This is a genomic window from Massilia sp. Soil_C_3, from assembly GCF_057657035.1.
The window spans coordinates 225,407-245,800 of record NZ_JBDGJG010000010.1; the positions used below are offsets into that span (position 1 = coordinate 225,407).

The 20,394-nt window shown below is 64.8% G+C and carries 24 protein-coding genes and 1 rRNA gene; 10 read left to right on the forward strand and 15 right to left on the reverse strand.

Annotated features, from left to right (window positions below):
* Positions 1 to 129 precede the first annotated feature (129 nt).
* The 7 genes from rpmH to AC3A6F_RS21410 all read left to right on the forward strand — a co-directional run bounded on the left by rpmH (position 130) and on the right by AC3A6F_RS21410 (position 5,365).
* Positions 130 to 264 carry a 50S ribosomal protein L34 gene (gene rpmH / locus AC3A6F_RS21380; protein WP_040378179.1) on the forward strand — a complete coding sequence of 45 codons (135 nt, stop codon included), beginning with the start codon at positions 130 to 132 and terminating at the stop codon, positions 262 to 264.
* Between the two features lie 31 nt (positions 265 to 295).
* On the forward strand, positions 296 to 694 hold the full coding sequence (rnpA, locus tag AC3A6F_RS21385) for a ribonuclease P protein component (RefSeq protein ID WP_487684704.1): 399 nt from the start codon (positions 296 to 298) through the stop codon (positions 692 to 694).
* A complete protein-coding gene (gene yidD, locus AC3A6F_RS21390; RefSeq protein WP_123067961.1) occupies positions 691 to 954 on the forward strand; it encodes a membrane protein insertion efficiency factor YidD in 264 nt (87 codons plus the stop codon). Before rnpA ends, yidD begins: the two co-directional genes overlap by 4 nt.
* Before the next feature lie 8 nt (positions 955 to 962).
* On the forward strand, positions 963 to 2,645 hold the full coding sequence (gene yidC, locus AC3A6F_RS21395; RefSeq protein WP_320474450.1) for a membrane protein insertase YidC: 1,683 nt from the start codon (positions 963 to 965) through the stop codon (positions 2,643 to 2,645).
* 233 nt (positions 2,646 to 2,878) lie between these two features.
* Complete coding sequence (gene mnmE, locus AC3A6F_RS21400) at positions 2,879 to 4,258, forward strand: tRNA uridine-5-carboxymethylaminomethyl(34) synthesis GTPase MnmE (RefSeq protein ID WP_487684641.1); 1,380 nt, start codon at positions 2,879 to 2,881, stop codon at positions 4,256 to 4,258.
* Between the two features lie 41 nt (positions 4,259 to 4,299).
* Positions 4,300 to 4,881, forward strand: a complete 582-nt coding sequence (locus AC3A6F_RS21405) for a DUF1439 domain-containing protein (RefSeq protein WP_487684644.1) — start codon at positions 4,300 to 4,302, stop codon at positions 4,879 to 4,881.
* Between the two features lie 352 nt (positions 4,882 to 5,233).
* The gene (locus AC3A6F_RS21410) at positions 5,234 to 5,365 is read left to right on the forward strand and encodes a hypothetical protein (protein ID WP_487684647.1); all 132 of its coding nucleotides are present in this window, start codon (positions 5,234 to 5,236) and stop codon (positions 5,363 to 5,365) included.
* A gap of 3 nt (positions 5,366 to 5,368) precedes the next feature.
* Here AC3A6F_RS21410 and AC3A6F_RS21415 read toward each other — a convergent pair whose 3' ends face one another.
* Together AC3A6F_RS21415 and AC3A6F_RS21420 are read right to left on the reverse strand one after the other, a co-directional pair.
* The gene (locus AC3A6F_RS21415) at positions 5,369 to 5,944 is read right to left on the reverse strand and encodes an Hpt domain-containing protein (RefSeq protein WP_487684650.1); all 576 of its coding nucleotides are present in this window, start codon (positions 5,942 to 5,944) and stop codon (positions 5,369 to 5,371) included.
* A gap of 11 nt (positions 5,945 to 5,955) precedes the next feature.
* On the reverse strand, positions 5,956 to 6,921 hold the full coding sequence (locus tag AC3A6F_RS21420; protein WP_487684653.1) for a CAP domain-containing protein: 966 nt from the start codon (positions 6,919 to 6,921) through the stop codon (positions 5,956 to 5,958).
* Between the two features lie 142 nt (positions 6,922 to 7,063).
* Here AC3A6F_RS21420 and pssA point away from each other — a divergent pair, with 142 nt between their 5' ends.
* Positions 7,064 to 7,843 carry a CDP-diacylglycerol--serine O-phosphatidyltransferase gene (gene pssA, locus AC3A6F_RS21425; protein ID WP_487684656.1) on the forward strand — a complete coding sequence of 260 codons (780 nt, stop codon included), beginning with the start codon at positions 7,064 to 7,066 and terminating at the stop codon, positions 7,841 to 7,843.
* Positions 7,844 to 7,971: 128 nt separating this feature from the next.
* Here pssA and AC3A6F_RS21430 read toward each other — a convergent pair whose 3' ends face one another.
* From AC3A6F_RS21430 to AC3A6F_RS21480, 11 genes are all read right to left on the reverse strand, one after another.
* Entirely contained in the window at positions 7,972 to 8,283 is a 312-nt protein-coding gene (locus tag AC3A6F_RS21430; protein WP_487684659.1) for a metal-sensitive transcriptional regulator, read from the reverse strand.
* Position 8,284: 1 nt separating this feature from the next.
* A complete protein-coding gene (locus AC3A6F_RS21435; RefSeq protein ID WP_487684662.1) occupies positions 8,285 to 9,208 on the reverse strand; it encodes an aldo/keto reductase in 924 nt (307 codons plus the stop codon).
* 132 nt (positions 9,209 to 9,340) lie between these two features.
* A complete protein-coding gene (locus tag AC3A6F_RS21440) occupies positions 9,341 to 10,486 on the reverse strand; it encodes a D-alanyl-D-alanine carboxypeptidase family protein (protein WP_487684665.1) in 1,146 nt (381 codons plus the stop codon).
* A gap of 108 nt (positions 10,487 to 10,594) precedes the next feature.
* The gene (locus tag AC3A6F_RS21445; protein ID WP_123068605.1) at positions 10,595 to 11,224 is read right to left on the reverse strand and encodes an alpha/beta hydrolase; all 630 of its coding nucleotides are present in this window, start codon (positions 11,222 to 11,224) and stop codon (positions 10,595 to 10,597) included.
* A 16-nt stretch (positions 11,225 to 11,240) separates the two neighbouring features.
* Positions 11,241 to 11,576: a (2Fe-2S) ferredoxin domain-containing protein gene (locus tag AC3A6F_RS21450; RefSeq protein WP_487684668.1), complete on the reverse strand. Its 336-nt coding sequence runs from the start codon at positions 11,574 to 11,576 to the stop codon at positions 11,241 to 11,243.
* Between the two features lie 58 nt (positions 11,577 to 11,634).
* Complete coding sequence (locus AC3A6F_RS21455; protein ID WP_487684671.1) at positions 11,635 to 12,780, reverse strand: VanZ family protein; 1,146 nt, start codon at positions 12,778 to 12,780, stop codon at positions 11,635 to 11,637.
* On the reverse strand, positions 12,777 to 13,403 hold the full coding sequence (locus tag AC3A6F_RS21460; RefSeq protein ID WP_487684673.1) for an ABC-type transport auxiliary lipoprotein family protein: 627 nt from the start codon (positions 13,401 to 13,403) through the stop codon (positions 12,777 to 12,779). Before AC3A6F_RS21460 ends, AC3A6F_RS21455 begins: the two co-directional genes overlap by 4 nt.
* Before the next feature lie 8 nt (positions 13,404 to 13,411).
* The gene (locus AC3A6F_RS21465) at positions 13,412 to 14,359 is read right to left on the reverse strand and encodes an MlaD family protein (protein WP_487684676.1); all 948 of its coding nucleotides are present in this window, start codon (positions 14,357 to 14,359) and stop codon (positions 13,412 to 13,414) included.
* 2 nt (positions 14,360 to 14,361) lie between these two features.
* Complete coding sequence (locus AC3A6F_RS21470) at positions 14,362 to 15,219, reverse strand: ABC transporter ATP-binding protein (RefSeq protein ID WP_123068610.1); 858 nt, start codon at positions 15,217 to 15,219, stop codon at positions 14,362 to 14,364.
* A complete protein-coding gene (locus AC3A6F_RS21475; RefSeq protein WP_487684680.1) occupies positions 15,220 to 16,353 on the reverse strand; it encodes an MlaE family ABC transporter permease in 1,134 nt (377 codons plus the stop codon).
* Between the two features lie 63 nt (positions 16,354 to 16,416).
* Complete coding sequence (locus tag AC3A6F_RS21480; RefSeq protein WP_487684683.1) at positions 16,417 to 17,916, reverse strand: B12-binding domain-containing radical SAM protein; 1,500 nt, start codon at positions 17,914 to 17,916, stop codon at positions 16,417 to 16,419.
* 206 nt (positions 17,917 to 18,122) lie between these two features.
* On the opposite strand from AC3A6F_RS21480, the gene rrf reads away from it, so the two are divergent.
* Positions 18,123 to 18,235: ribosomal RNA gene (gene rrf / locus AC3A6F_RS21485) — 5S ribosomal RNA — on the forward strand.
* Between the two features lie 86 nt (positions 18,236 to 18,321).
* Here the strand turns inward: rrf and AC3A6F_RS21490 are convergent.
* Positions 18,322 to 19,209: an aldo/keto reductase family oxidoreductase gene (locus tag AC3A6F_RS21490; protein WP_487684686.1), complete on the reverse strand. Its 888-nt coding sequence runs from the start codon at positions 19,207 to 19,209 to the stop codon at positions 18,322 to 18,324.
* Positions 19,210 to 19,307: 98 nt separating this feature from the next.
* On the opposite strand from AC3A6F_RS21490, the gene AC3A6F_RS21495 reads away from it, so the two are divergent.
* Positions 19,308 to 20,210, forward strand: coding sequence for a LysR family transcriptional regulator (locus AC3A6F_RS21495; RefSeq protein ID WP_487684689.1), 903 nt, complete (start codon positions 19,308 to 19,310; stop codon positions 20,208 to 20,210).
* Here the strand turns inward: AC3A6F_RS21495 and AC3A6F_RS21500 are convergent.
* Positions 20,188 to 20,394 (reverse strand): hypothetical protein (locus AC3A6F_RS21500; protein WP_487684692.1); only part of this gene is annotated, 207 nt, incomplete at its 5' end. The two genes, AC3A6F_RS21495 and AC3A6F_RS21500, sit on opposite strands and share 23 nt — an antisense overlap.

The window sequence follows — 20,394 nt, forward strand, 5'->3', positions numbered from 1 at the left end:
TGGTTGGGCGACGAAAGACTTGCTGTGGCATGACGCTGGTTTAACCTTGAGCGAAACTGTCATCGGCGCCGAATCTGACACGACGTCAGACCCGATTTTGCATCTTATTTTGCTTTAAGCGAGACCACCATGAAACGTACTTACCAACCTTCCGTCGTTCGTCGCAAGCGCACGCACGGCTTCCGCGCACGTATGGCTACCCGTGGTGGCCGTCAAGTCCTGAACGCTCGCCGCGCCAAGGGCCGCAAGCGTCTGGCTGTCTAAGTCACGCACCGCAGATCGATTGCGGTCGGTGATGACAGGCGAAGGTTCGCACGACTTCGCGCGCGCTCGGCGCATCGTTAAAACGGATGAATTTTCATCCGTTTTTCGTTTGCGGCCGACGCAAAAAACGGCGCATTTCGTGCTCTATACGCGTCCGAACGACCTGCCGCATGCGCGGCTGGGCGTCGTTGCGGCCAAGCGTTTCGCGCCGCGTGCGGTGACCCGCAATACGATCAAGCGCATGACGCGCGAGCTGTTCCGTACGAGCAGCCTGGCGCAGGTCGATTGCATCGTCCGCCTGTCGCGTCCCGTCAACGCCAAGGATGGCCCGGCCACCACGCGCGCCCTCAAGGCCGCGCTGAAGGTGGAACTGGCGCGCCTGTTCGCGTCGCAACAGCGGCCGCGTACTACCACGGCCAGCACGCCATGAAGACGCTGCTCGTCTGGTTGCTTCGCGGCTACCAGCTGCTGCTGTCCCCCATGCTCGGGCCGCGTTGCCGGTTCTATCCCAGCTGTTCCAATTACGCAATCGAAGCGCTGCGCGTCCATGGCGCCGCACGCGGCTCCTGGCTGGCCGCGCGCCGCGTGGGCCGCTGCCATCCGTGGAACGCGGGTGGCGTCGACCCGGTGCCGCCGAAAGACGGCCCCAAGGAATCCCATTCAGCCGCTTGCGGTTGCAACCACTCCTGAAGACTCCAATGGAATTCAATAAACGTACTGTCCTGTGGATCGTGTTCGCCATCTCCCTGATTGTTCTCTGGAACAATTGGATGGTGGCTAACGGCAAGCAGTCGCTGTTCTCGGCGCAACCGCCGGCGCAAGTCGCGCAGCAGAATAAACCGTCGGACGTGCCGGCTGCCGCGCAGCCGGGCAGCGCCGCCGTGCCGGGTGCTCCTGCGGCCGCCGCTACCGCCGTGCCGGGTGCGCCGGTTGCGCCAGCCGCGCCAGCGAGCCAGATCGTCACCGTCACCACCGACGTGGTGAAAGTCGACATCGACTCGGTCGGCGGCGTCATCAAGCGCCTCGAGCTGCTGCACTATCCGGATCACTTCGACAAGACCAAGAACCAGGTCCTGTTCAATGTGAACGGCCCGAACGTCTATCTGGGCCAGACCGGCCTGATCGGCACCAGCGCCGCCGGCGTGCTGCCGAACCACACCACGCCGTTCACCGTCAAGTCGGCGCAGACCACGCTGGGCGGCAACAACCAGGCGCAGGTCGTGCTGGAAGCCGAACAGGGCGGCGTGCGCCTGACCAAGACGCTGACCTTCCGCAAGGGCGATTACCTGGTCGGCGTGCGTCATGACGTCACCAATATCGGCACCGCACCGGTCCAGCCTTCGCTGTACCTGCAGCTGCAGCACGACGGCACCAAGCCGGCGACCGATTCCTGGTTCATGCCGAGCTACACCGGCCCGACCCTGTACACCGACGCCGACAAGTACCAGAAGCTGACCTTCGAGGAAATCGAAAAAGGCAAGGCGGACCACTCGACCAAGGCCGACAACGGCTGGGTCGCGATCTCGCAGCACTTCTTCGTCTCGGCCTTCATCCCGGCCGACAAGTCGCCGCGCGACATCTTCACCAAGAAGATCGCCAACAACCTGTACGCGATCGGCACCGTGCAGTCGCTGGGCACCGTGGCGCCTGGCGCGACCGTGTCGAACGACACCCGCCTGTATTCGGGTCCGCAGGACGAGCAGATCCTGGAAACCATCACCCCGGGCCTGGAGCTGGTGAAGGACTACGGCATGCTGACCGTGATCGCCAAGCCGATCTTCTGGGTGATGACCCAGCTGCACTCGATGCTGGGTAACTGGGGCTGGACCATCGTCGCCCTGACCATCCTGATCAAGCTGGCCTTCTTCCCGCTGTCGGCGGCCGGCTACCGCAGCATGGCCAAGATGCGCGTCGTGACGCCGAAGATGCAGGCGATCCGCGAACGCTACAAGAGCGATCCGGCCAAGATGCAGCAGGCCACCATGGAGCTGTACAAGACCGAGAAAATCAACCCGCTGGGCGGCTGCCTGCCGATCCTGGTGCAGATGCCGGTGTTCTTCGCCCTGTACTGGGTGCTGCAGGCATCGGTCGAGATGCGCGGCGCGCCATGGATCCTGTGGATCCAGGATCTGACCCAGCCCGACCCGTTCTACATCCTGCCGGTGATCTACGCGGTGTCGATGTACATCACGACCAAGCTCAATCCGCAGCCGACCGATCCGGTGCAGGCCAAGATGATGCTGTTCATGCCGATCGCGTTCTCGGTGGTGTTCTTCTTCTTCCCGTCCGGCCTGGTGCTGTACTGGGTGGTCAACAACATCCTGTCGATTGCCCAGCAATGGGTTATCACCCGCAAGTTCGAGACCGCCGCGGCGAAATAAGCTGCGTGGTTCTTCGCAAAAGCCCGCGCCGTGTGCGCGGGTTTTTTTTGCGTATGCGGTACGCGCAGTACTTGGGTTCCCGCCTTCGCGGGAACGACGTGCGTCGGGAGCGGGCCAAGGCATCTGCCATAGTCCGCTACCGCGAAACCGTCGTTCCCGCGAAGGCGGGAATCTAAGTTTGCCGGCAAGCCAGTAGCCCCCGCCAGGACAGTGAATCCCTTACAATCCCCCCCATGAAACTCGACACATCCTCCATCGCCGCAATCGCCACCGCCCCGGGCCGCGGCGGCATCGGCGTCGTGCGCGCCTCCGGCAAGTCGCTGGCCTTCCTGGTCGACGCCCTGTTCCCCGGCGTGACCCTGGCGCCGCGCCACGCGACCTACATCCCGTTCAAGGCCGCCAATGGCGACATCATCGACGAGGGTCTGGCCCTGTACTTCAGGGGGCCGCATTCCTATACCGGCGAGGACGTGCTCGAACTGCAGGGCCACGGCGGCCCGGTGGTGCTGCAGATGCTGCTCGCGCGGGTGCTGGAAGCCGGCGCGGCGTCCGGCCTGCGCCTGGCCGAACCGGGCGAGTTTACGCGCCGCGCTTTTCTGAACGATAAACTCGACCTGGCCCAGGCCGAGGCGGTGGCCGACCTGATCGACGCCTCCACCGAGGCTGCCGCCAAGTCGGCGTCGCAATCGCTGTCGGGTGCCTTCTCGCAAGTGGTGCACAAGCTGGTCGACGGCACGATCAATCTGCGCATGCTGGTCGAGGCCACGCTCGACTTCCCGGAAGAAGAAATCGACTTCCTGGAAAAGTCGAACGCCCGTGGCCAGCTGGCCGGCATCATCGAATCGCTCGAGAATGTGTTCCGTCAGGCGGCGCAGGGCGCGCTGCTGCGCGAAGGGCTGAACGTGGTGCTGGTCGGGCAGCCCAACGTTGGCAAGTCCTCACTCCTGAACGCGCTGGCCGGGGCCGAGGTGGCGATCGTCACGCCGATCGCCGGCACCACGCGCGACAAGGTGAGCGAGACGATCCAGATCGAGGGCATCCCGCTGAACATCATCGACACCGCGGGCATCCGCGCAGTGAGCGAAGAGATCGACGTGGTCGAGCGCATCGGCATCGAGCGCACCTGGGGAGAGGTCGGCAAGGCCGACGTGATCCTGCACCTGCTGGACGCGAATCTCGGACCGAGCGCCGCCGACGAAGCGATCGTCGCGGCCTTTCCATCGAACGTGCCGGTGGTGCGCATCTGGAACAAGATCGATCTGTCGGGGCACAAGCCATCGAAGGACGAGAGTTCGGACGCCGTTCACCTGTACCTGTCGGCGCACGAAAAGCTCGGCATCGATCTGCTGCGCGCCGAACTGCTGCGCATCGCCGGCTGGCAGCAGACCGGCGAATCGCTGTACCTGGCGCGCGAGCGTCACCTGATTGCGCTGCGCGCCGCGCGCGAACACCTGGAGCTGGCGCGCCAGCATGCGATGCAGGATGATCAGTCGCTCGACCTGTTCGCCGAGGAACTGCGCCTGGCGCAGGACCGGTTGTCGAGCATCACCGGGCAGTTTACGCCGGACGATTTGCTGGGGGTGATCTTCAGCCGCTTCTGTATCGGCAAGTAACCGTCAACAAGCGTTCAGCCAGCTCGTGCTAGGCTTTGAATATGGATAAATACACGCCACCTCATTCCTCCACGCCGATGCGGCGTACGGTCGTCAGGCTGGCCGCCATCGCGGTCGGCGCCAGCCTGCTGGCGTCCTGCTCCAGCCTGATCGGCCCGCGCCAGGTCGAGCTCCCGCTGCACAAGCTGCAGGCCGGCCTGGACAAGCGCTTCCCCGTCAACGAGCGCCTGCTGGAACTGTTCGACGTCCAGCTCACCCGTCCGCAGCTGGCGATCCAACCGGAAGACGACCGGGTCGCGCTGGCCGTCGAGGCCTCGGTCGCGCCGCCGTTCGCGCGCGCCTGGACCGGCAATATCGCGTTCTCGGGCCGCCTCTACGTCGATCCGGGTCGCGCCGCCGTCATGATGGCCGAGCCGCGCGTCGATCGCCTGCAGCTCGGCAACCCCGAAGCCGAGCGTCACCTGACCCGCGTCGCCAACGGCCTGATTGACACCGTCGCGCGCGATATGCCGGTTTACACCTTCGAGCAGAAAGACTTGCGCTATGCGGGTGTGCAATTCGTTCCTACGCGAATCCAGACCACGCGCACCGGCCTGGTCGTGACGCTCGAGCCGGCGAAATAGGCGGCGAAATAAGCTGCGCGCACACGCGTGTATGTCGATAGTTGGCATTACACTACGGTTTTTGGCGGTGCATTGAGGCTCGTGCAGCGGAAACGTTGCACGCATGTCAAATCGCTTCTCGGGAGCGGGGCAGGGGATTGCACCCGCCTGGCATTGGGCGCACACTGATACGCAACGAAAGTCGTGATGGGTTCGCCTGTCGCGGTCCGGCTTGCGCTTTCTCATGCGCACGGAGTTCCGCTGAAGTAATCTTTCTCTGACTAAAGGCTGCCGTATCAGGGGGTGGATCTTGGAAACGACACACGAGAGTCTTCCGGACAGTGGTTTGCCCGCTGAGGCCTCCACAGGCAGCATGCCGACCCGCGCCAGTCTTCCGGCCAAGGGCTCGTGCTGGTACTGCGAAAAGCCGCTCGACAGCGTGCGGCGCTTTTGCGGCAAGCCCTGCGCCGACTCCTTCGACGAAGAAGCCGAGTACACGCGCTGACGGCTAGTGCCGGCCGGCCTGCTCCATCAGCGCCAGCGCGTTTTCGAAATCGAAGCGCCTGAGCGCCGCGTCGAACGCCGCCACTTTCTCGCTCCCCATGCTCGCCAGCAGGCGTGGACGCAATTGCGCGGCCAGGTCCGGGGCGCGGCCGTCGCCGAGGTCGAGCATGTCGCGCAGGCGCGCCAGATCGTCCCGCGCGGCCGGCGGGCTTGCCGGCGCCGGTGTCGGTGTTAATGTCTGCGTTTCAGGCGCGGCCAGCAGCGCGTCGACTTCCGCCAGCACCCGCGCCAGCTCCTCGTCCAGTGACGCGATCAGCGCCAGCGGCGCCGCGCCGCCGGTCTTCATTGCCAGTTCGACGTCCAGCGCCAGCTGGCGCAGCCGGTTCGCTTCGATCATCCCGGCCGCGCCCTTGAGCGTGTGGGCGATGCGGTGGGCCAGCACGGCGTCGCCGGCATCCAGCGCCGCATGCAGGCGCGCCGCGAGGTCGCGGTAGTCGCCGGCGAAGCGTCCCAGCACGCGCAAGAACAGCGCGCGGTCATCCATCACCCTTTCCAGGCCGGCCGCGAAGTCGATGGCCACCGCTGCGCCGCTCACCGCGTCGTAAACGACCAGGCGCGCGCAACCGCCACGCCATTGACCGTACCGGTGAAGTTGACCTCGTAGGTCGTGGCCGCGCGCAGCGGGGCCACGGGGATGATGGAAGCCGCCGCCGCCGCCCCGAGCGGATCGACGCGCAGCACCTGCAGGTTGGCGCCGCCGCGCGGGCGCACCGTGAAGCTGCCGACCGCCAGCGTCGAATCCAGATTGGTGTGTACGCTGATCGGATACCCTACCTCGTTGCGGTCGGGGACGGGGTCCGGTTCCTCGGTATCGCTGAAGAAGTTGGGCGCGACCCCGGTCTGGCCGTTGAAGGGCCAGGTGACGATCGTGCCGCGCGCGATGCCGGGGCCATAGCCGTTGCGGCTGGCAAAATCGGCGGTGAAATAGTGGTAGCCGCGGCTGGCGCTGGCGGCGCCGGTGCCGATCTCGCGGAACATCGGCTCGAAGATCACGAAGCGGTGATAGATCGCCGTGATCAGTTCTTCGGTCATGAAGAAGCCCGAGCCGTTGCTGCTGCCGGAGATCACTTCGCCATAGGCGAAACCGCGCGCCCGATCCAGCGTGTAGCCGGCCGCGTTCAGGCGGTCGCCCAAGGCGGCGCCGGTAAAGCCCTGGCGGCCCGGCACCTGGTCGTGGCTCATCAGGTTGTTGATGCGCAGGTATTCGGAGTGTCCGAGCGCTGCATTGTCGATCTGCGCGTTCTGGGTGACCGTCGGCACGCCGGCCTGGGCGCGCCGGTAATTGATCCAGTTGCGGCCATCGAGGGCGATATTGCCGGTCAGGGCGGGGGCATCCACCGCCGGGGCGGGCGCAGGTGCAGCGGGGCTTGGCGTGACCGCCATGCCGCCACCGGCCTGGGGTGCCGGACTGTCGCCGCCACCGCCGCCGCATGCACTCAGGGCCAGGGCAGCACCCAGGATTGCGGCAATCGATTGCCAGCGTGGCGTATAGCTCATCTTGCAACTCCTGTCAATACATAAGCGTGGGGCATCATTCTAGGCCAAAAACGACGATCGTGACCGGCGCTGCAACCATCGCGCAACACCCTTACAGGGCTCCCTGTAGAATAAGCCAACATTTCCCTTGTCGAGTCGACCATTGAAGCTATCTAACCAGCAACGCCTCGCGCGCGCCAAGTTCGCCCTGCCCAGTTCCGTGACGCTGCTGTCGATCGCCTGCGGTTTTGCCAGCATCGTGATCTCGGTCGACAACGCACGCGTCGGCGACCCGGACGACTTCCGCCTGGCTGCGATCCTGCTGGTGCTGGCCGGCGTGTTCGACGCGCTCGACGGTTTCGTGGCGCGCGCCACCAATACCCAGTCCAGCTTCGGCGTGCAGCTCGATTCGATCGCCGACGTGATGAACTTCGGCTGCGCGCCCGGCCTGCTGCTGTACTGTTACGGCTTTACCCAGCTGGGCGACGTGCACCCGACCCTCGAACGCATGGGCGGCCTGGCCTGTTTCGTGTTCGTCACCTGCGGCGCGCTGCGCCTGGCGCGCTTCAACATCAGCCATGGCCGCACCGACCCGCGCTATTTCGTCGGCATGCCGATCACCGCCGGCGCGGCCTGCGTGGCCTCGGTGGTGGTGGCCTGGCCCGATCCCGTCGTCTCCCTGGCGCCGGCTTTCATGGTGTGCGCGCTGATGGTCTGCGTCGGCGCGCTGATGGTGTCGACCATCCGCTTCCCCAGCTCCAAGCACCCGAAAGGCAAGGTGATGCTGGCGCTGGTGGGCGTGTGCCTGGTGCTGCTGGCGCTGCTGCAGGAGCGCTTCTTCGTGCTGTTCTTCCTGATCTACGTGTGCGTGACCCTGCTGCTCAACATCGGCTGGAAGCTGGGCTGGCGCGGCGTGGCGCCGCCGAAGGTGTTCGAGGACTGATACAGTACCGTCGTTCCCGCGGAGGCGGGAACCCAAGTGTGCGTGCAGAACAGCTACGTTTGATGCTGTTAGTGTGCAAATGACTTAGGTTCCCGCCTTCGCGGGAACGACGTTTTTACGGCCGTTATTCACGCGAACTTGTCGAGCATCGCCGCCAGGTGGGCGGCGCGGGAGCGCGCGTCTTCGAGGTCGGTGGCGTCGCCGGTCTGGGTCAGGATCGATGAGGTCAGCAATTGCACGAAGGAGCGGTCGAGCGCCTTGCGCGCCGCCGCCATCTGCTGAGCCACCGCGTCGCAATCCGACGGCGAGTCGGCCAGCGCGATCAGTTTCTGCACGCCGCGCAGCTGGCCCTCGATCCGGGCCAGCCGGTTCAGCAAGTCCTTCTTTTGCTGCGCGCTGAGGGCCTTGCCCTCGACAATCCGGAGCGGGCCCTCGACCATCTCAGGCCACCTCGTGTCCGCGCGCGGCGCGCAGGATGCGGAACCAGTCCTCGCGTTCGAGCTCGAAGCTGGCGCCCAGCACCGCCTCGCGGATCGCCGCGATGCGTCCGCTGCCGGTGAGCGGGATCGGCCGGCAGGGCAGGCGCATGATCCATGCGAACACCACGCTGCAGAACGGCTTGTCCATGCGCTCGGCCACGTCCTGGATGGCCTGGCGCAGCGCGGCGCCGTGATCATCCTGCGCGCCGAACAGGCGGCCGCCGCCCAGCGGCGACCAGATCATCGGCGCGACGCCCAGGTCTTGCAGGCCGTCGAAGGTCTCGTCGAACATCGGCGCGGTGTGCAGCGGAGAGAACTCGACCTGGTTGGTGGCCAGCGGTATGCGGCGGTTCAGCGACTCGAACTGGTGGCGCGTGAAGTTCGACACGCCGAAGTGCAGGACCTTGCCGTCCTGCTTCAGGCGCGTGAAGGCGGCGGCGATCTCGTCGAATTCCATCAGCGGATCGGGACGGTGGATCAGCAGCAGGTCGAGGCGGTCGGTGCCCAGCTTGCGCAGCGATTCCTCGGCCGAGCGCATGATGTGGCTGGCGCTGGTGTCGTAATGCTGGATGGTGTGGCCCGGGTGCTTGTTCGACAAGAGCTTGATGCCGCACTTGCTCACCAGTTCCATGCGGTCGCGCAGCGACGGTTGCGCGCGCAGGGCTTCGCCGAACAGCTCCTCGACACCATAGTTGCCATAGATGTCGGCGTGGTCGAAGGTCGTCACGCCCAGCGCCAGGCACTGTTCGATGAAGTCGACGCGCGCCGCGACCGGCATATCCCATTCGATCATGCGCCACATGCCGGCCACGATGCGCGACATTTCGAGGCCGCCCTCGCGCGTTGGAATGCGGGGGAAGAGAAGTTCGGCGGGCGCTTGCGGCATCGTGGTTCTTTCGTGATGACTGGATTGCATGATTATAGCGGCCCGAAGCCTGCACCGCGTCAGCCGCAACGCATGAAAAAAGCCCGTCCGGCGTGAAGCGCGGACGGGCTTTCTGAGATCAAGCGCGGGAGATTACTGCATCCAGAGACGCATCGAATCCCAGGCGCGACCAAAAATGCTCGCTTCCTGCACTTCTTCCAGCGCCACCACCGGCAGCACCAGCAGCGGCTTGCCGTCGACGGTCATCTTGAGGGTGCCGACCTGGCCGTTCAGCGCCAGCGGCGCGACCAGCGGATCGCGGCGTTCCAGCACCGGCTTGAGCTTGCCCGCCACGCCTTTCGGCACGGTGACCAGGATGTCGCGCGTGAAGCCGATCTTGACGGTCGACTGGGCGCCCTTCCAGATCGACGGGGTCTGGATCGCCTGGCCTTTCGAGTACAGCTTGACGGTGTCGAAGTTCTGGAAGCCCCAGTTCAGGAGCTTCTGGCTTTCCTGCGTGCGCACGTCGGTCGAGCTGGTGCCCAGCACCACCGAGATCAGGCGGCGTTCGCCGGTGCTGCCGTTCGGGCGGCGCGCCGAGGTGATCATGCTGTAGCCCGACGAGGTGGTGTGGCCGGTCTTCATGCCGTCCACGGTCGGGTCCAGCCACAGCAGGCGGTTGCGGTTCTGCTGGGTGATCTTGTTATAGGTGAACTGCTTGATCGAGTCGATCTTGTACAGCTCCGGGAAGTCGCGGATCACGTGGGCGGCCAGCTGCGCCAGGTCGGCCGCGGTGGAGTAGTTGTTCGCGTCCGGCAGGCCGTGCGGGTTGGCGAAACGGGTGCCCTTCAGGCCCATGCGCTGCGCTTCGCGGTTCATCAGGGTGACGAAGGTGGCTTCGTCGCCGGCCACCGCTTCGGCGATGGCCACGGCGGCGTCGTTACCCGACTGGATCATCAGGCCGTGCAACAGGTCGTCGATCGAGACCGGCACTTTCGGATCGATGAACATCTTCGAGCTGCTCGAGTCGACCTTCCAGGCGCGCTCGGACACGTTCACCATCTGGTTCAGCGTGATGCGCTTGTCGCGGATCGCGGCAAAGGCGACATAGGCCGTCATGACCTTGGTCAGCGATGCCGGTTCGATGCGCATGTTCTGCTCTTGCGAAGCGATAACCTGGCCGCTTGTTGCGTCGAGCAGCAACCACGATTTGGCGGCAATGGCGGGCGCGGGAATGGTCTGCGCACTGGCCGAGACCATCACCAGGCTGGCGGCGAAGGCCGCTAACAGTTTTTTCATGGGGAGAATTTCGTCATTAAAAAGGTAGGGCGGTGTTAAAGCGCAAGGCAATGTCCCAAAGGAAGCATTGCCTCAAGAGAAGGGAATTATTATAGGGGAGTGTGACGACTAAATGTCACGCCGCCACAGTTGAATCACGAGATTTTTAATGTGGCCGAGCTTGCGATGGAAGAAGTGGTCGGCGCCTGTAATGACGGTGACAGGCAGGTCGAGCGGTCGCGCCCAGTCGAAAACTTCCTTCAGGGTAATAGTATCGTCCAGTTCGCCGTGGATCAGGATGGTGTCCTGCGGCACTTCCGGCATCGGCCATTTGCCGGCCGCCGTGCCAACCAGCACCAGGCGCTCGGCCGGCCGCCCCTCGGCCGCCAGGCGCAGCGCGAATTGCGCCTGCACGAAGGTGCCGAACGAGAAACCGGTCAGCGTGATCGGCAGGTCCGGGTATTGCTCGCGCATGTGCGCATACATGACGGCCATGTCGTCGACCTCTCCGCGGCCTTCGTCGTGCACGCCTTCGGATTCGCCCACGCCGCGGAAATTGAAGCGCGCCGCCGCATAGCCGAGCGTCACGAAGGTGCGCGCCAGGGTCTGGGCTACCTTGTTTTCCATGGTGCCGCCATACAGCGGATGCGGGTGCGCCACCAGGGCGACGCCGCGCGGCGCGCCGTCAGGCAGGTCGAGCAGGCATTGCATCTTGCCGGCGGGGCCGTCGAGTTCGAATTTGTGCGAATGGATGTTCATAAGGCGTCTTGTCGGATCAGATCTTGAGGCGGTCGACGACCTTGCCGCCGACCAGGTGGGTGTCGATGATGTCGTCGATGTCATCGGTGTCGACGTAGGTGTACCAGGTGCCTTCGGGGTAGACCACGAGCACCGGACCTTCCTCGCAGCGGTCGAGGCAGCCGGCCTGGTTGATGCGCACCTTGCCCTGGCCGCTCAGGTCCAGTTCCTTGATGCGTTTCTTGGCGTGCTTCTGGGCTTTTTCGGAACCGCACTTGCCGCAGCTCGGGCGCGCGTCCTTGCCCTCGCGGATGTTCATGCAGAAAAATACATGGTGCTTGTAAAACTGATCGTCGTTCACTTGGTCGTTCATGTCGTTCTCATTGGAAAGAGTGGCATGGCGTCGCGCCAAAACGCCATGATACGCGCTCTTATTGACGGTTGAGTTTATGCGAGGGCAGCAGCAAGAACCACAGGGCAACGAAGGGCCAGGCCAGCGCCAGGCCCTGGGCCGCGCCATTGAAGTTGAGGAACTTGCCTTGCACCCAGCCCTGCAGGGTGGACGAGAAATACGGGTTCACCGGGATCGTATTGACTACCACCAGCGCCAGGATCAGGGTCACGACCGCCAGCCGTCGCTGCGCCACCTGCGGCGCGAACACCAGGCCGGACAGCATGATCAGCCCGATCAAAAAGCCCCCTTCGGCGCCCGGCGTGACCCAGACGAAGGCGTTATCGGGCCGGAACAGCAGGGAGCTGGAGAAAGCCTTCACCACGAGCGCGCTCGCCAGCAGGGCCAGCATGAGCCAGAAGCGCGGGGCGCCGCGGCGCACCAGGCACATCAGGGTGAGGGCAGCGCCGGTCATGCCGCAGGCGGTGATGATGGTCTCCGACAGCCAGTACTGTTCCACACTCATGGTGTCGTCACCGGGACGCAGCAGGGCCACCAGGTCGATCTCGGTGTCGAACCAGGACGACATCCAGCCGGACAGGATCGGCAGCACCTGGCCGTGGCCGAACAGGTAGCTCTGCGGGTAGATCTGGGCCAGCGGCCACATGGCCACCAGCACCAGGCCCTGGCTGGCGTGCGGCGCGAACCAGCGCTGGCGCAGCTTGAACAGGCGGCTGCGGTCGAGCAGGCCGGGGGCCCACAGCGCGCCGAGGATGGCGCCGATGAAGCAGCCGCCGGCATTGGTGACGAAGTCGAGGTTCGACGGCACGCGGCTGGGCAGGTAGGTCTGCACCGCCTCCATCGTGCCGGTGGTGAGCAGCCCGGCGAACGTGGCCAGCAGCACCGCCCACACGCCGCGCACGCGCGGATACATCGACAGCACCAGCAGCATGCCGAACGGGATGTAGCCGGCGATGTTGACGCCGGCGTCGAAGCCGGTCCAGTAGCGCTGCTTGACCAGGTTCAGGAAGGCCAGCGGCGAGATGCCGCTGTCGCGCCAGCCGGTGAACGGGAACCAGCTGGCGTAGACGATCAGCAGCAGATAGGCCAGCAGCGCGGCGCGCACGATGGGCGAACCGCGCGAGCGGCCGGCGGCGACGTCGGCAGGGACTTCCGCTTCGGTCATTTGCCTTGCAGGTTGAGGGTGGCCAGCCAGCCGCCGATGTCGTCCGCCAGCTGGTCAGTGCTGGCCGCCAGCGCTGCCGCGCCGCCGGCTGCGTCATGGCTCGATGCCGGCGTGCTGCGCTCGAAGCTGCGCTGGTCGACCAGGCGGTGTTCGGTAAATACGGAGGCGCGCAGCATGATCCGGCCTTCGCTCCGGTCCGCGCTTGGGAACGCATGCACGAAGTCATCGAGTTCGATGCGCAGGATCGGCACGCCGGTCGCGGCGTCGGTGGCCGACAGTACCTTCATGTGCGCCTGCGACAGGCGTGTCTTGATGCGGGTGGTGAACAGGTTCACCGGTGTGGCGCTCCAGCGGCTGGTGGCATAGGTTCGCGCCTGCTGGGCGTCGGCATAGTCCAGGCGGTAGAACATGCGCTCGGTGTCGAGGCCACCTGGGCCGGTGACGTCCATCACTACGATGGCGAGCGGAGAGGCGGGTGGCGTGGCCGGGGTGAAAGGCCGCAGCGACGGCGCGCCGAAGTCGTAGACGGTATTCGACGTGCGCTCCTTGCTGGCGCAGCCGGCCAGGAACAGGGAACAGGCAAGGGCGATGACGGCAGGGATGCGCAAGGATTGACGATTCACGGTAGTCCTCATTTGGTCGGTGGCACGAAGCCCGGCTCGCCGGGGCCGGGCGCGTCGCCCGGGGTGCCGAACAGGATGCTTTGCGGGCGGTCGGAGAACGAGTTGGCGGTGCGCCGCACCGCGCGCAGCGAGGCGCGCGCCTCGTCGGTCATCTGCACCACGTGCGGCAGCGTCTCCAGTTCCAGGTGGCTGGTGGCGGCGCCCAGCGCGCCGATGGTGGTGTTCAGGCGCTCGATCGGGCCGTCCGGCGCCTGCAGGCGGGTCGCCAGCTGGTCGTAGTTGCGGGTCATCGAGGTGGCGCTGGTGGCCAGGGTGTCGACCGAGTCCATGCTGCGGTTGACCTTGTTAACAAGGCCGGGCAGCTGGTCGAGCACCGGGTCGAGGCGCTGTGGAATGGCGGCGTAGGCGTCGGCCGCGCGGTTCACGCTCTCGAAGGCGCCGACCATCTTGGCGCGGTTCTCGTCATTGAGCAGTTCGTCGAGGCTGGCGGTCACTTTCTCGGCTTTCTCGAGGATCGCCAGGCCACGGTCTTCCAGCTGGTCGAGCAGGCCCGGACGCAGCGGGATGCGGGCGATGCGATCGCTGCCGGTTGCCATGCGCGGCGAACCGGTGCGCTCGTCGTCGAGCTGGATGAAGGCGATGCCCGTGACGCCCTGGTAGCCGAGGGTGGCGAAGGTGGTGCTGGTGATCGGCGAGGCGGCATCGACCGACAGGCGGATCAGGATCTGGCCGGTGACGCGCGGGTCGAAGATGATCTCATCGACGCGGCCGATCTCCAGGCCGCGATAGCGCACCGTGGCTTGCGGGTTCAGGCCGGGGATCGACTGGGTGGTGACGATCTCGTAGGGCACCAGCTCGGTCTTGTCGCGGTTGAGCCAGAGGCCGATCAGGACGGTCGCCACCAGCAGGGCGATCGTGAAGATGCCGGTCATCAGGGCATGTGACCTGTTTTCCATAACTATCGATTCTCCGATTCATGCTGGGCGTGGCGCTCGTCGAGCACTTCGAGCGCCCGCTGGCCGCGCGGGCCCAGGAAAAAGTGTGTAATGAAGGGATGCTCGACCTGCAGCACGTCGCACGACGGTCCCACCGCCAGCACGTGCTTCTCGGCCAGCACCGCGATGCGCGAAGACAGCGCGAACAGGGTGTCCAGGTCGTGCGTGACCATCACCACCGTGAGCTTCAGTTCGCGGTGCAGGGTCTGGATCAGGGTGACGAAGGCGTCCGACAGGTCGGGGTCGAGCCCGGCGGTCGGCTCGTCCAGGAACAGCAGCTGCGGCTCGAGGGCCAGCGCACGCGCCAGCGCGGCGCGCTTGACCATCCCGCCCGACAGGTCGGCCGGCATCTTGTTGGCGTGCTCGGGGCCCAGGCCCACCATATTCATCTTGAGCAGCACCGCGTCGCGGATCACGTCCTCGGGCAGCGAGCGCAATTCGCGCATCGGCAGCGCGATGTTGTCGAACACGCTCAGCGCCGAGTACAGTGCGCCCTGCTGGAACAGCATGCCCCAGTGGTTGCGCATGCGCTGCAGCTGTTCGGGCGAGGCCGCGCTGATGTCCTCGCCGAACACGTGCACGCTGCCCTGCGATGGCCGCTCGAGGCCCAGCATCTGGCGCAGCAGCACGGTCTTGCCGGTGCCCGAGCCGCCGACGATGGTGAGGATTTCGCCGCTGTAGATCTCGAGGTTCAGGTCCTGGTGCACCACCGTGCGGCCGAATTTGGTCCACAGGTTGCGGATCTGGACCACCGGCGCGCCGACTTCCTCGTCGGGACGCAGGTTCAGCTCTTGCTTGCGGGGTTGTTTGGAATCCGGCATCTAGAAACCCGTCCCGCTGAAGATAATGGCGTACACCGCGTCGGCCAGGATCACCACCGTGATCGCGGTGACCACCGAGGTGGTGGTGCCGCGGCCCAGGCTCTCGGTATTGGGCTTGATGCGCAGGCCGTAATGGCAGGCGATCAGGGCGATCAGCACGCCGAAGGTCGCGCCTTTGAGCAGGCCGATGGTGTAGTTCACGAACGGCACCGCGTCCGGCAGCTTTTGCAGGAAGTAGCGGAACGACATGCCCATCTCGATCTTGGCCGAGACCATGCCGCCCAGCAGGGCCATGGCGTCGGTCCAGACCACCAGCAGCGGCATCGAGATCGCCAGCGCGATCACCTTGGGCATGATCAGGCGGTAGCCGTGCGAGACGCCCATGACCAGCATGGCGTCGAGTTCTTCGGTCACCCGCATCACGCCCAGTTGGGCGGTGATCGAGGAACCGGAGCGGCCGGCGACCAGGATCGCGGCCAGCAGCGGGCCCAATTCGCGGATCACCGCCATGCCCAGGATGTTGACCAGGTAGGCGTCGCCGCCGAACATGCGCAGCTGCTGCGATGACAGGTAGGACAGCACGATCCCGATCAAAAAGCCGACGATGGCCGTGATGCCCAGCGCCTGGAAGCCGGAATGGTAGATATTGGCCGAGATCTCGCGCCACGGCCCGCTTTGCGGACGGCGCAGGAAGCGGCCCAGGTCCTGGATCACGATCCCGATCAGGCCAATGAAGCTGCGCAGGTGCTCGAAGAAATTCAGGATGCCGGCGCCCAGCTTGATTACCCAGTCGAAGGGACTGGTGCGGTGGCGCGGCAGCTTGATGTGGCTGGCCTCTTCGATGCGCTTGAACAGGTCTTCCTGGCGCGGGTCGAGCCTGAGGCGCTTGGGACGCTCCTTGTTCCAGGTATTCCAGAACATCTGGGCGCCGATGTGGTCGAGGCTTTCGACGCCCGACAGGTCCCATTCGCAGGCGCCCTTGTCCTTCAGGCCCGCCAGCTGGCGCGTGATGCCCTTGAGGACGCCGCGCTGCGACAGGCCGTGGACTTGCCAGACCCCCTCGGCAATGACGGATTGGCCGGGCCCCTGGCCAGACTGTTGAATGGTTAATGTTGGCGCATTTTCAATCCGCATTGCGCCAGTGTAAAAGAGAATCGTTAGTGTTGCCAGCCACGATCCTCTTGCGTGCTTGCCCCATCAGGCAGCCAGGTGCCGGACCTGGCGCGCCGGGGCGACCGCTTTAGGCGTATCCGCCTGCTTTGCCGGGCGGGCCGGGGCGTCGACCTTGCCGGCATAGTCGCTGGCCAGCAGCGCCGCCGCCTCACCGGCATCCATGCCGCGCACCTGCAGCCACTGGGCCACCAGCTTGGCCAGGCGGTCCAGTGCGATGCGGTGGGTGGCGTCGGTATGGGCATAGATCCAGTCCGAGAAGGCCATGAAATTGTCGAACGGCGTCTCGCCCAGCAGCACCGGGATGGTGTTGGCGAAGCGGCCCGAGTTGGCCACCAGGTCCCAGTAGCGGGCAAAACGCACCAGGCGCTGCATGGTGGCGAAGTCGATCTTGTTCGTCGCCAGCACGGTATAGGGCGGGTAGGGATCGTAGACCATGCCGAATTCCTGGGTATGGCGGATGATCGGCGTGCCGCGCAGGCGCTTGAGGATGCCGAACTGGATCTCTTCGGCGCCCAGGCTCACCAGGTGGTCGAAGCCGCGCGCGAAGCTGGCCACGTCCTCGCCCGGCAGGCCGGCGATCAGGTCCACGTGCAGGTGGGCGGTGGAGTGCTGCGTCAGCCAGCGGATGTTCTCGGCCGCTTTTTCATTGTTCTGGCGGCGGCTGACCAGGGATTGCACCTCGGGGTTGAAGCTCTGGATGCCGATCTCGAACTGCAGCGCGCCGGCCGGGAACTTGGCGATCGTTTCCTTGAGCGCTTCCGGCAGGTGGTCGGGCACCAGTTCGAAGTGGGCGTAGACCGGGTCGTTCGGCGCCGCCTCGATCTTATCGAGGAAGAACTGCATGATGCGCAGGCTGGTCTTGACGTTCAGGTTGAAGGTGCGGTCGACGAACTTGAACAGGCGCGCGCCTTTCTGATACATCGTCTCCATCTCGGCCAGGAAGCTATCCAGGGGGAAGGGCCAGGCCGTTTTGTCCAGCGAGGACAGGCAGAATTCGCACTTGAACGGGCAGCCGCGCGAGGCTTCCACATATAGGGTGCGGTGGGCGATGTCCTCCTCACTATATAGAGAGTAGGGCAGGGCGATGTCTTCCATCGGCGGCTGCACGCCCGCATGCACCTTCATGATCGGCTTGGGACCGTCCAGGATTTCGCGGCACAGCTTGGGGAATGTGACGTCGCCCCAGCCGGTGACGACGTAGTCGGCCAGCTTGACGATTTCTTGCTCGCCCGTCTCGTGCGAGACTTCCGGGCCGCCCAGGATGATGGTCAGATCCGGCGCCACGCGCTTGAGCATGGCCACCAGGCGGGTGGTCTCTTCCACGTTCCAGATATAGACCCCGAAACCGACGATGCGCGGCGTGTGGGCCAGGATGCGCTCGACCAGGTCGGTGGTCTTGGCGCCGATGACGAATTCCTGGATCTTCGTCTGCTCTTGCAGCGGGCCCATATTGGCCAGCAGGTAGCGCAGGCCGAGCGAGGCGTGCGTATAGCGGGCATTGAGGGTCGAGAGCAGGATGGTCATGGCGGGGAGCAGGTGGGCGGCGGCGGGAAAGGCGGTATTTTACTTTGATCACAAGCACTTGCCTTTATATAGAAGCGTCTCTTCGGTGTGTTTTTGTGGCGTGGCGGCCAATAACGCTGGCGCTTGGAAGGATTGCTTGTTAGAATGCTCGCCGGAATTCAGGAAGCCTGTTGCCCAGTAGAGGAACAGTTTTCCAGCAAGTTATGCCTGATGACCATAGCAAGTCGGTACCACCCCTTCCCATCCCGAACAGGACCGTGAAACGACATTGCGACGATGATAGTGCTGCAACCAGTGTGAAAGTAGTTTATCGTCAGGCTATTCAATAGAGAGAAAGCCCACCAGATGTCTGGTGGGCTTTTTTGTTTTCTGGCCTTGTTTCTGGTCTTGCCTAGCGCCAGGACCTTACGACGCCGATGCTGCGGGAGTGGCGATTGCTTCCAGTCGCGCCAGGACATCCGCCGGCAGCACCAGCTGCGCCGCCGCCAGGTTTTCGCGCAGGTGGAGGAGCGACGAGGTGCCCGGGATCAGGAGGATGTTTGGCGAACGCTGCAGCAGCCAGGCAATCGCCACCTGCATGGGCGTCGCGCCGAGCTGCGCCGCGACGGCCGACAGGGCATCCGACTGCAGGGGCGAGAAGCCGCCGAGCGGGAAAAACGGCACGTAAGCGATGCCTTCGGCAGCCAGCGCATCGATGAGCGGGTCGTCATGGCGGTGCGCCAGGTTGTACATATTCTGGACGCAGGCGATCGGCACGATGCTTTGCGCTTTTTTCACCTGTTGGAGCGTGACATTGCTCAGGCCGATGTGGCGGATCAGGCCGCGCTGGCGCAGCCTGGCCAGGGCCTCGAGCTGGGCTTCGAGCGAACCTTCGGCCGGCTTGAATGGATCGAACATGGCGCGCAGGTTAACCACGTCCAGTGTCTCCAGGCCCAGGTTGCGCAAGTTGTCGTGCACGGCCTGTTCGAGCTCCTGTGCCGAGAAGGCGGGCAGCCAGCTGGCGTCATCGCCGCGGCGTGCGCCGACCTTGGTAACGATCACCAGGTCGTCGCTGTAGGGGTGGAGCGCTTCGCGGATCAGCTGGTTGGTGATGTGCGGGCCATAGTAATCCGACGTGTCGATGTGATTGACGCCGAGTTCCACGGCTTCGCGCAGCACCGCCCGCGCGGCATCGGCGTCCTTCGGCGGACCGTAGACATGCGGCCCGGCCAGTTGCATGGCGCCATAGCCGAGGCGGCGGACTGTGCGGTCGCCGAGTGTATGGGTGCCGGCTTGATCGATCGTGGTGGACATGGTGTCACTCCTTGTTGGGTTGGTGCGATCAAGATAAGGCGCAGCGATCTGTGTGACAATCGGGTGAAATCCACACGGGCTGTGCGAAAAAACGAACAATGAAAATCGAACTAGGGGATTTGTCCGCCTTTGTCGCCGTTGCACGCGCCGGCGGCTTCCGGGAAGCGGCACGCGCGACCGATGGCAGCGCTTCCGGATTGAGCGAAGCGGTCCGGCGCCTTGAAGCCCGCTTGGGCGTGCGCCTGCTGAACCGAACAACGCGCAGCGTGGTGCCGACGGAGGCGGGCAGCAGCCTGCTGGCGCGCCTGGATCCGGTGTGGAGCGAAATAGACAGCGCCCTGGATGTGGTCAATGGTTTTCGCGATACGCCCACCGGCACCTTGCGCCTGAATGTCTCGATGAGTGCGGCGCGGCTGGTGCTGCCGGCCATCGTGCCGGCGTTTCTTGCCAGATATCCGGAGATCCGCCTGGAGGTGGTGGCCGAGGAGAGCTTCGTCGATGTGCTGGCGGCGGGCTGCGACGCCGGCATCCGCTACGAGGAGCGGCTGGAGCAGGACATGATTGCCGTGCCGATCGGTCCGCGCACCCAGCGCATGGCGGCCGCGGCGTCTCCCGCGTGGCTGGCCCGCCATGGAATGCCCGGGCATCCACGCGAGCTGGCGCCCGGCGCATGCATCCGGGCGCGCTTTGCCAGCGGTGCGATGATTCACTGGGCGTTTGAGCGGGGCGGCGAGACGGTGACCATCGAGCCGGGCGGACAGTTGCTGGTGCAGGTGGGTGGGGCGCTGGACCTGGCGATCGACTCCGCCGTGCAGGGATTGGGGGTTATCTATCTGTTCGAGGATTGGTTAAAGCCATATGTCGAGCGTGGGGAGCTGGAGCCGGTGCTGCAGCCGTGGTGGCCGCAGTTCTCTGGCCCTTATCTGTACTACTCGGGCCGGCGGTTGGTGCCGGCGCCGCTGCGGGCCTTTATCGACTTCATCCGTAACGACGCGGTTTAGTCACAAAATTGAAAAATAAGGTGTTGACGAAGCTCAGCAGGACGAGCATAATCTCATTCCTCTGCTGCTGACGAACAAAACGATTCGAAGCAAACAGCAGGTGATGCAGTACCGAATAAAGTTCTTTAAAAATTAACAGTCGATAAGTGTGGGCGTTTGATGAAGGTGCCAAGAACTTCGGTTC

What these genes read in the sequence shown, in the direction of transcription:
- rpmH (WP_040378179.1), top strand. Translation starts at nt 130, where the DNA reads ATGAAACGTACTTACCAACCTTCCGTCGTTCGTCGCAAGCGCACGCAC.
- rnpA (WP_487684704.1), top strand. Translation starts at nt 296, where the DNA reads ATGACAGGCGAAGGTTCGCACGACTTCGCGCGCGCTCGGCGCATCGTT.
- yidD (WP_123067961.1), top strand. Translation starts at nt 691, where the DNA reads ATGAAGACGCTGCTCGTCTGGTTGCTTCGCGGCTACCAGCTGCTGCTG.
- yidC (WP_320474450.1), top strand. Translation starts at nt 963, where the DNA reads ATGGAATTCAATAAACGTACTGTCCTGTGGATCGTGTTCGCCATCTCC.
- mnmE (WP_487684641.1), top strand. Translation starts at nt 2,879, where the DNA reads ATGAAACTCGACACATCCTCCATCGCCGCAATCGCCACCGCCCCGGGC.
- AC3A6F_RS21405 (WP_487684644.1), top strand. Translation starts at nt 4,300, where the DNA reads ATGGATAAATACACGCCACCTCATTCCTCCACGCCGATGCGGCGTACG.
- AC3A6F_RS21410 (WP_487684647.1), top strand. Translation starts at nt 5,234, where the DNA reads ATGCCGACCCGCGCCAGTCTTCCGGCCAAGGGCTCGTGCTGGTACTGC.
- AC3A6F_RS21420 (WP_487684653.1), bottom strand. Translation starts at nt 6,921, where the DNA reads ATGAGCTATACGCCACGCTGGCAATCGATTGCCGCAATCCTGGGTGCT.
- AC3A6F_RS21430 (WP_487684659.1), bottom strand. Translation starts at nt 8,283, where the DNA reads ATGGTCGAGGGCCCGCTCCGGATTGTCGAGGGCAAGGCCCTCAGCGCG.
- AC3A6F_RS21435 (WP_487684662.1), bottom strand. Translation starts at nt 9,208, where the DNA reads ATGCCGCAAGCGCCCGCCGAACTTCTCTTCCCCCGCATTCCAACGCGC.
- AC3A6F_RS21440 (WP_487684665.1), bottom strand. Translation starts at nt 10,486, where the DNA reads ATGAAAAAACTGTTAGCGGCCTTCGCCGCCAGCCTGGTGATGGTCTCG.
- AC3A6F_RS21445 (WP_123068605.1), bottom strand. Translation starts at nt 11,224, where the DNA reads ATGAACATCCATTCGCACAAATTCGAACTCGACGGCCCCGCCGGCAAG.
- AC3A6F_RS21450 (WP_487684668.1), bottom strand. Translation starts at nt 11,576, where the DNA reads ATGAACGACCAAGTGAACGACGATCAGTTTTACAAGCACCATGTATTT.
- AC3A6F_RS21455 (WP_487684671.1), bottom strand. Translation starts at nt 12,780, where the DNA reads ATGACCGAAGCGGAAGTCCCTGCCGACGTCGCCGCCGGCCGCTCGCGC.
- AC3A6F_RS21465 (WP_487684676.1), bottom strand. Translation starts at nt 14,359, where the DNA reads ATGGAAAACAGGTCACATGCCCTGATGACCGGCATCTTCACGATCGCC.
- AC3A6F_RS21470 (WP_123068610.1), bottom strand. Translation starts at nt 15,219, where the DNA reads ATGCCGGATTCCAAACAACCCCGCAAGCAAGAGCTGAACCTGCGTCCC.
- AC3A6F_RS21475 (WP_487684680.1), bottom strand. Translation starts at nt 16,353, where the DNA reads ATGCGGATTGAAAATGCGCCAACATTAACCATTCAACAGTCTGGCCAG.
- AC3A6F_RS21480 (WP_487684683.1), bottom strand. Translation starts at nt 17,916, where the DNA reads ATGACCATCCTGCTCTCGACCCTCAATGCCCGCTATACGCACGCCTCG.
- AC3A6F_RS21490 (WP_487684686.1), bottom strand. Translation starts at nt 19,209, where the DNA reads ATGTCCACCACGATCGATCAAGCCGGCACCCATACACTCGGCGACCGC.
- AC3A6F_RS21495 (WP_487684689.1), top strand. Translation starts at nt 19,308, where the DNA reads ATGAAAATCGAACTAGGGGATTTGTCCGCCTTTGTCGCCGTTGCACGC.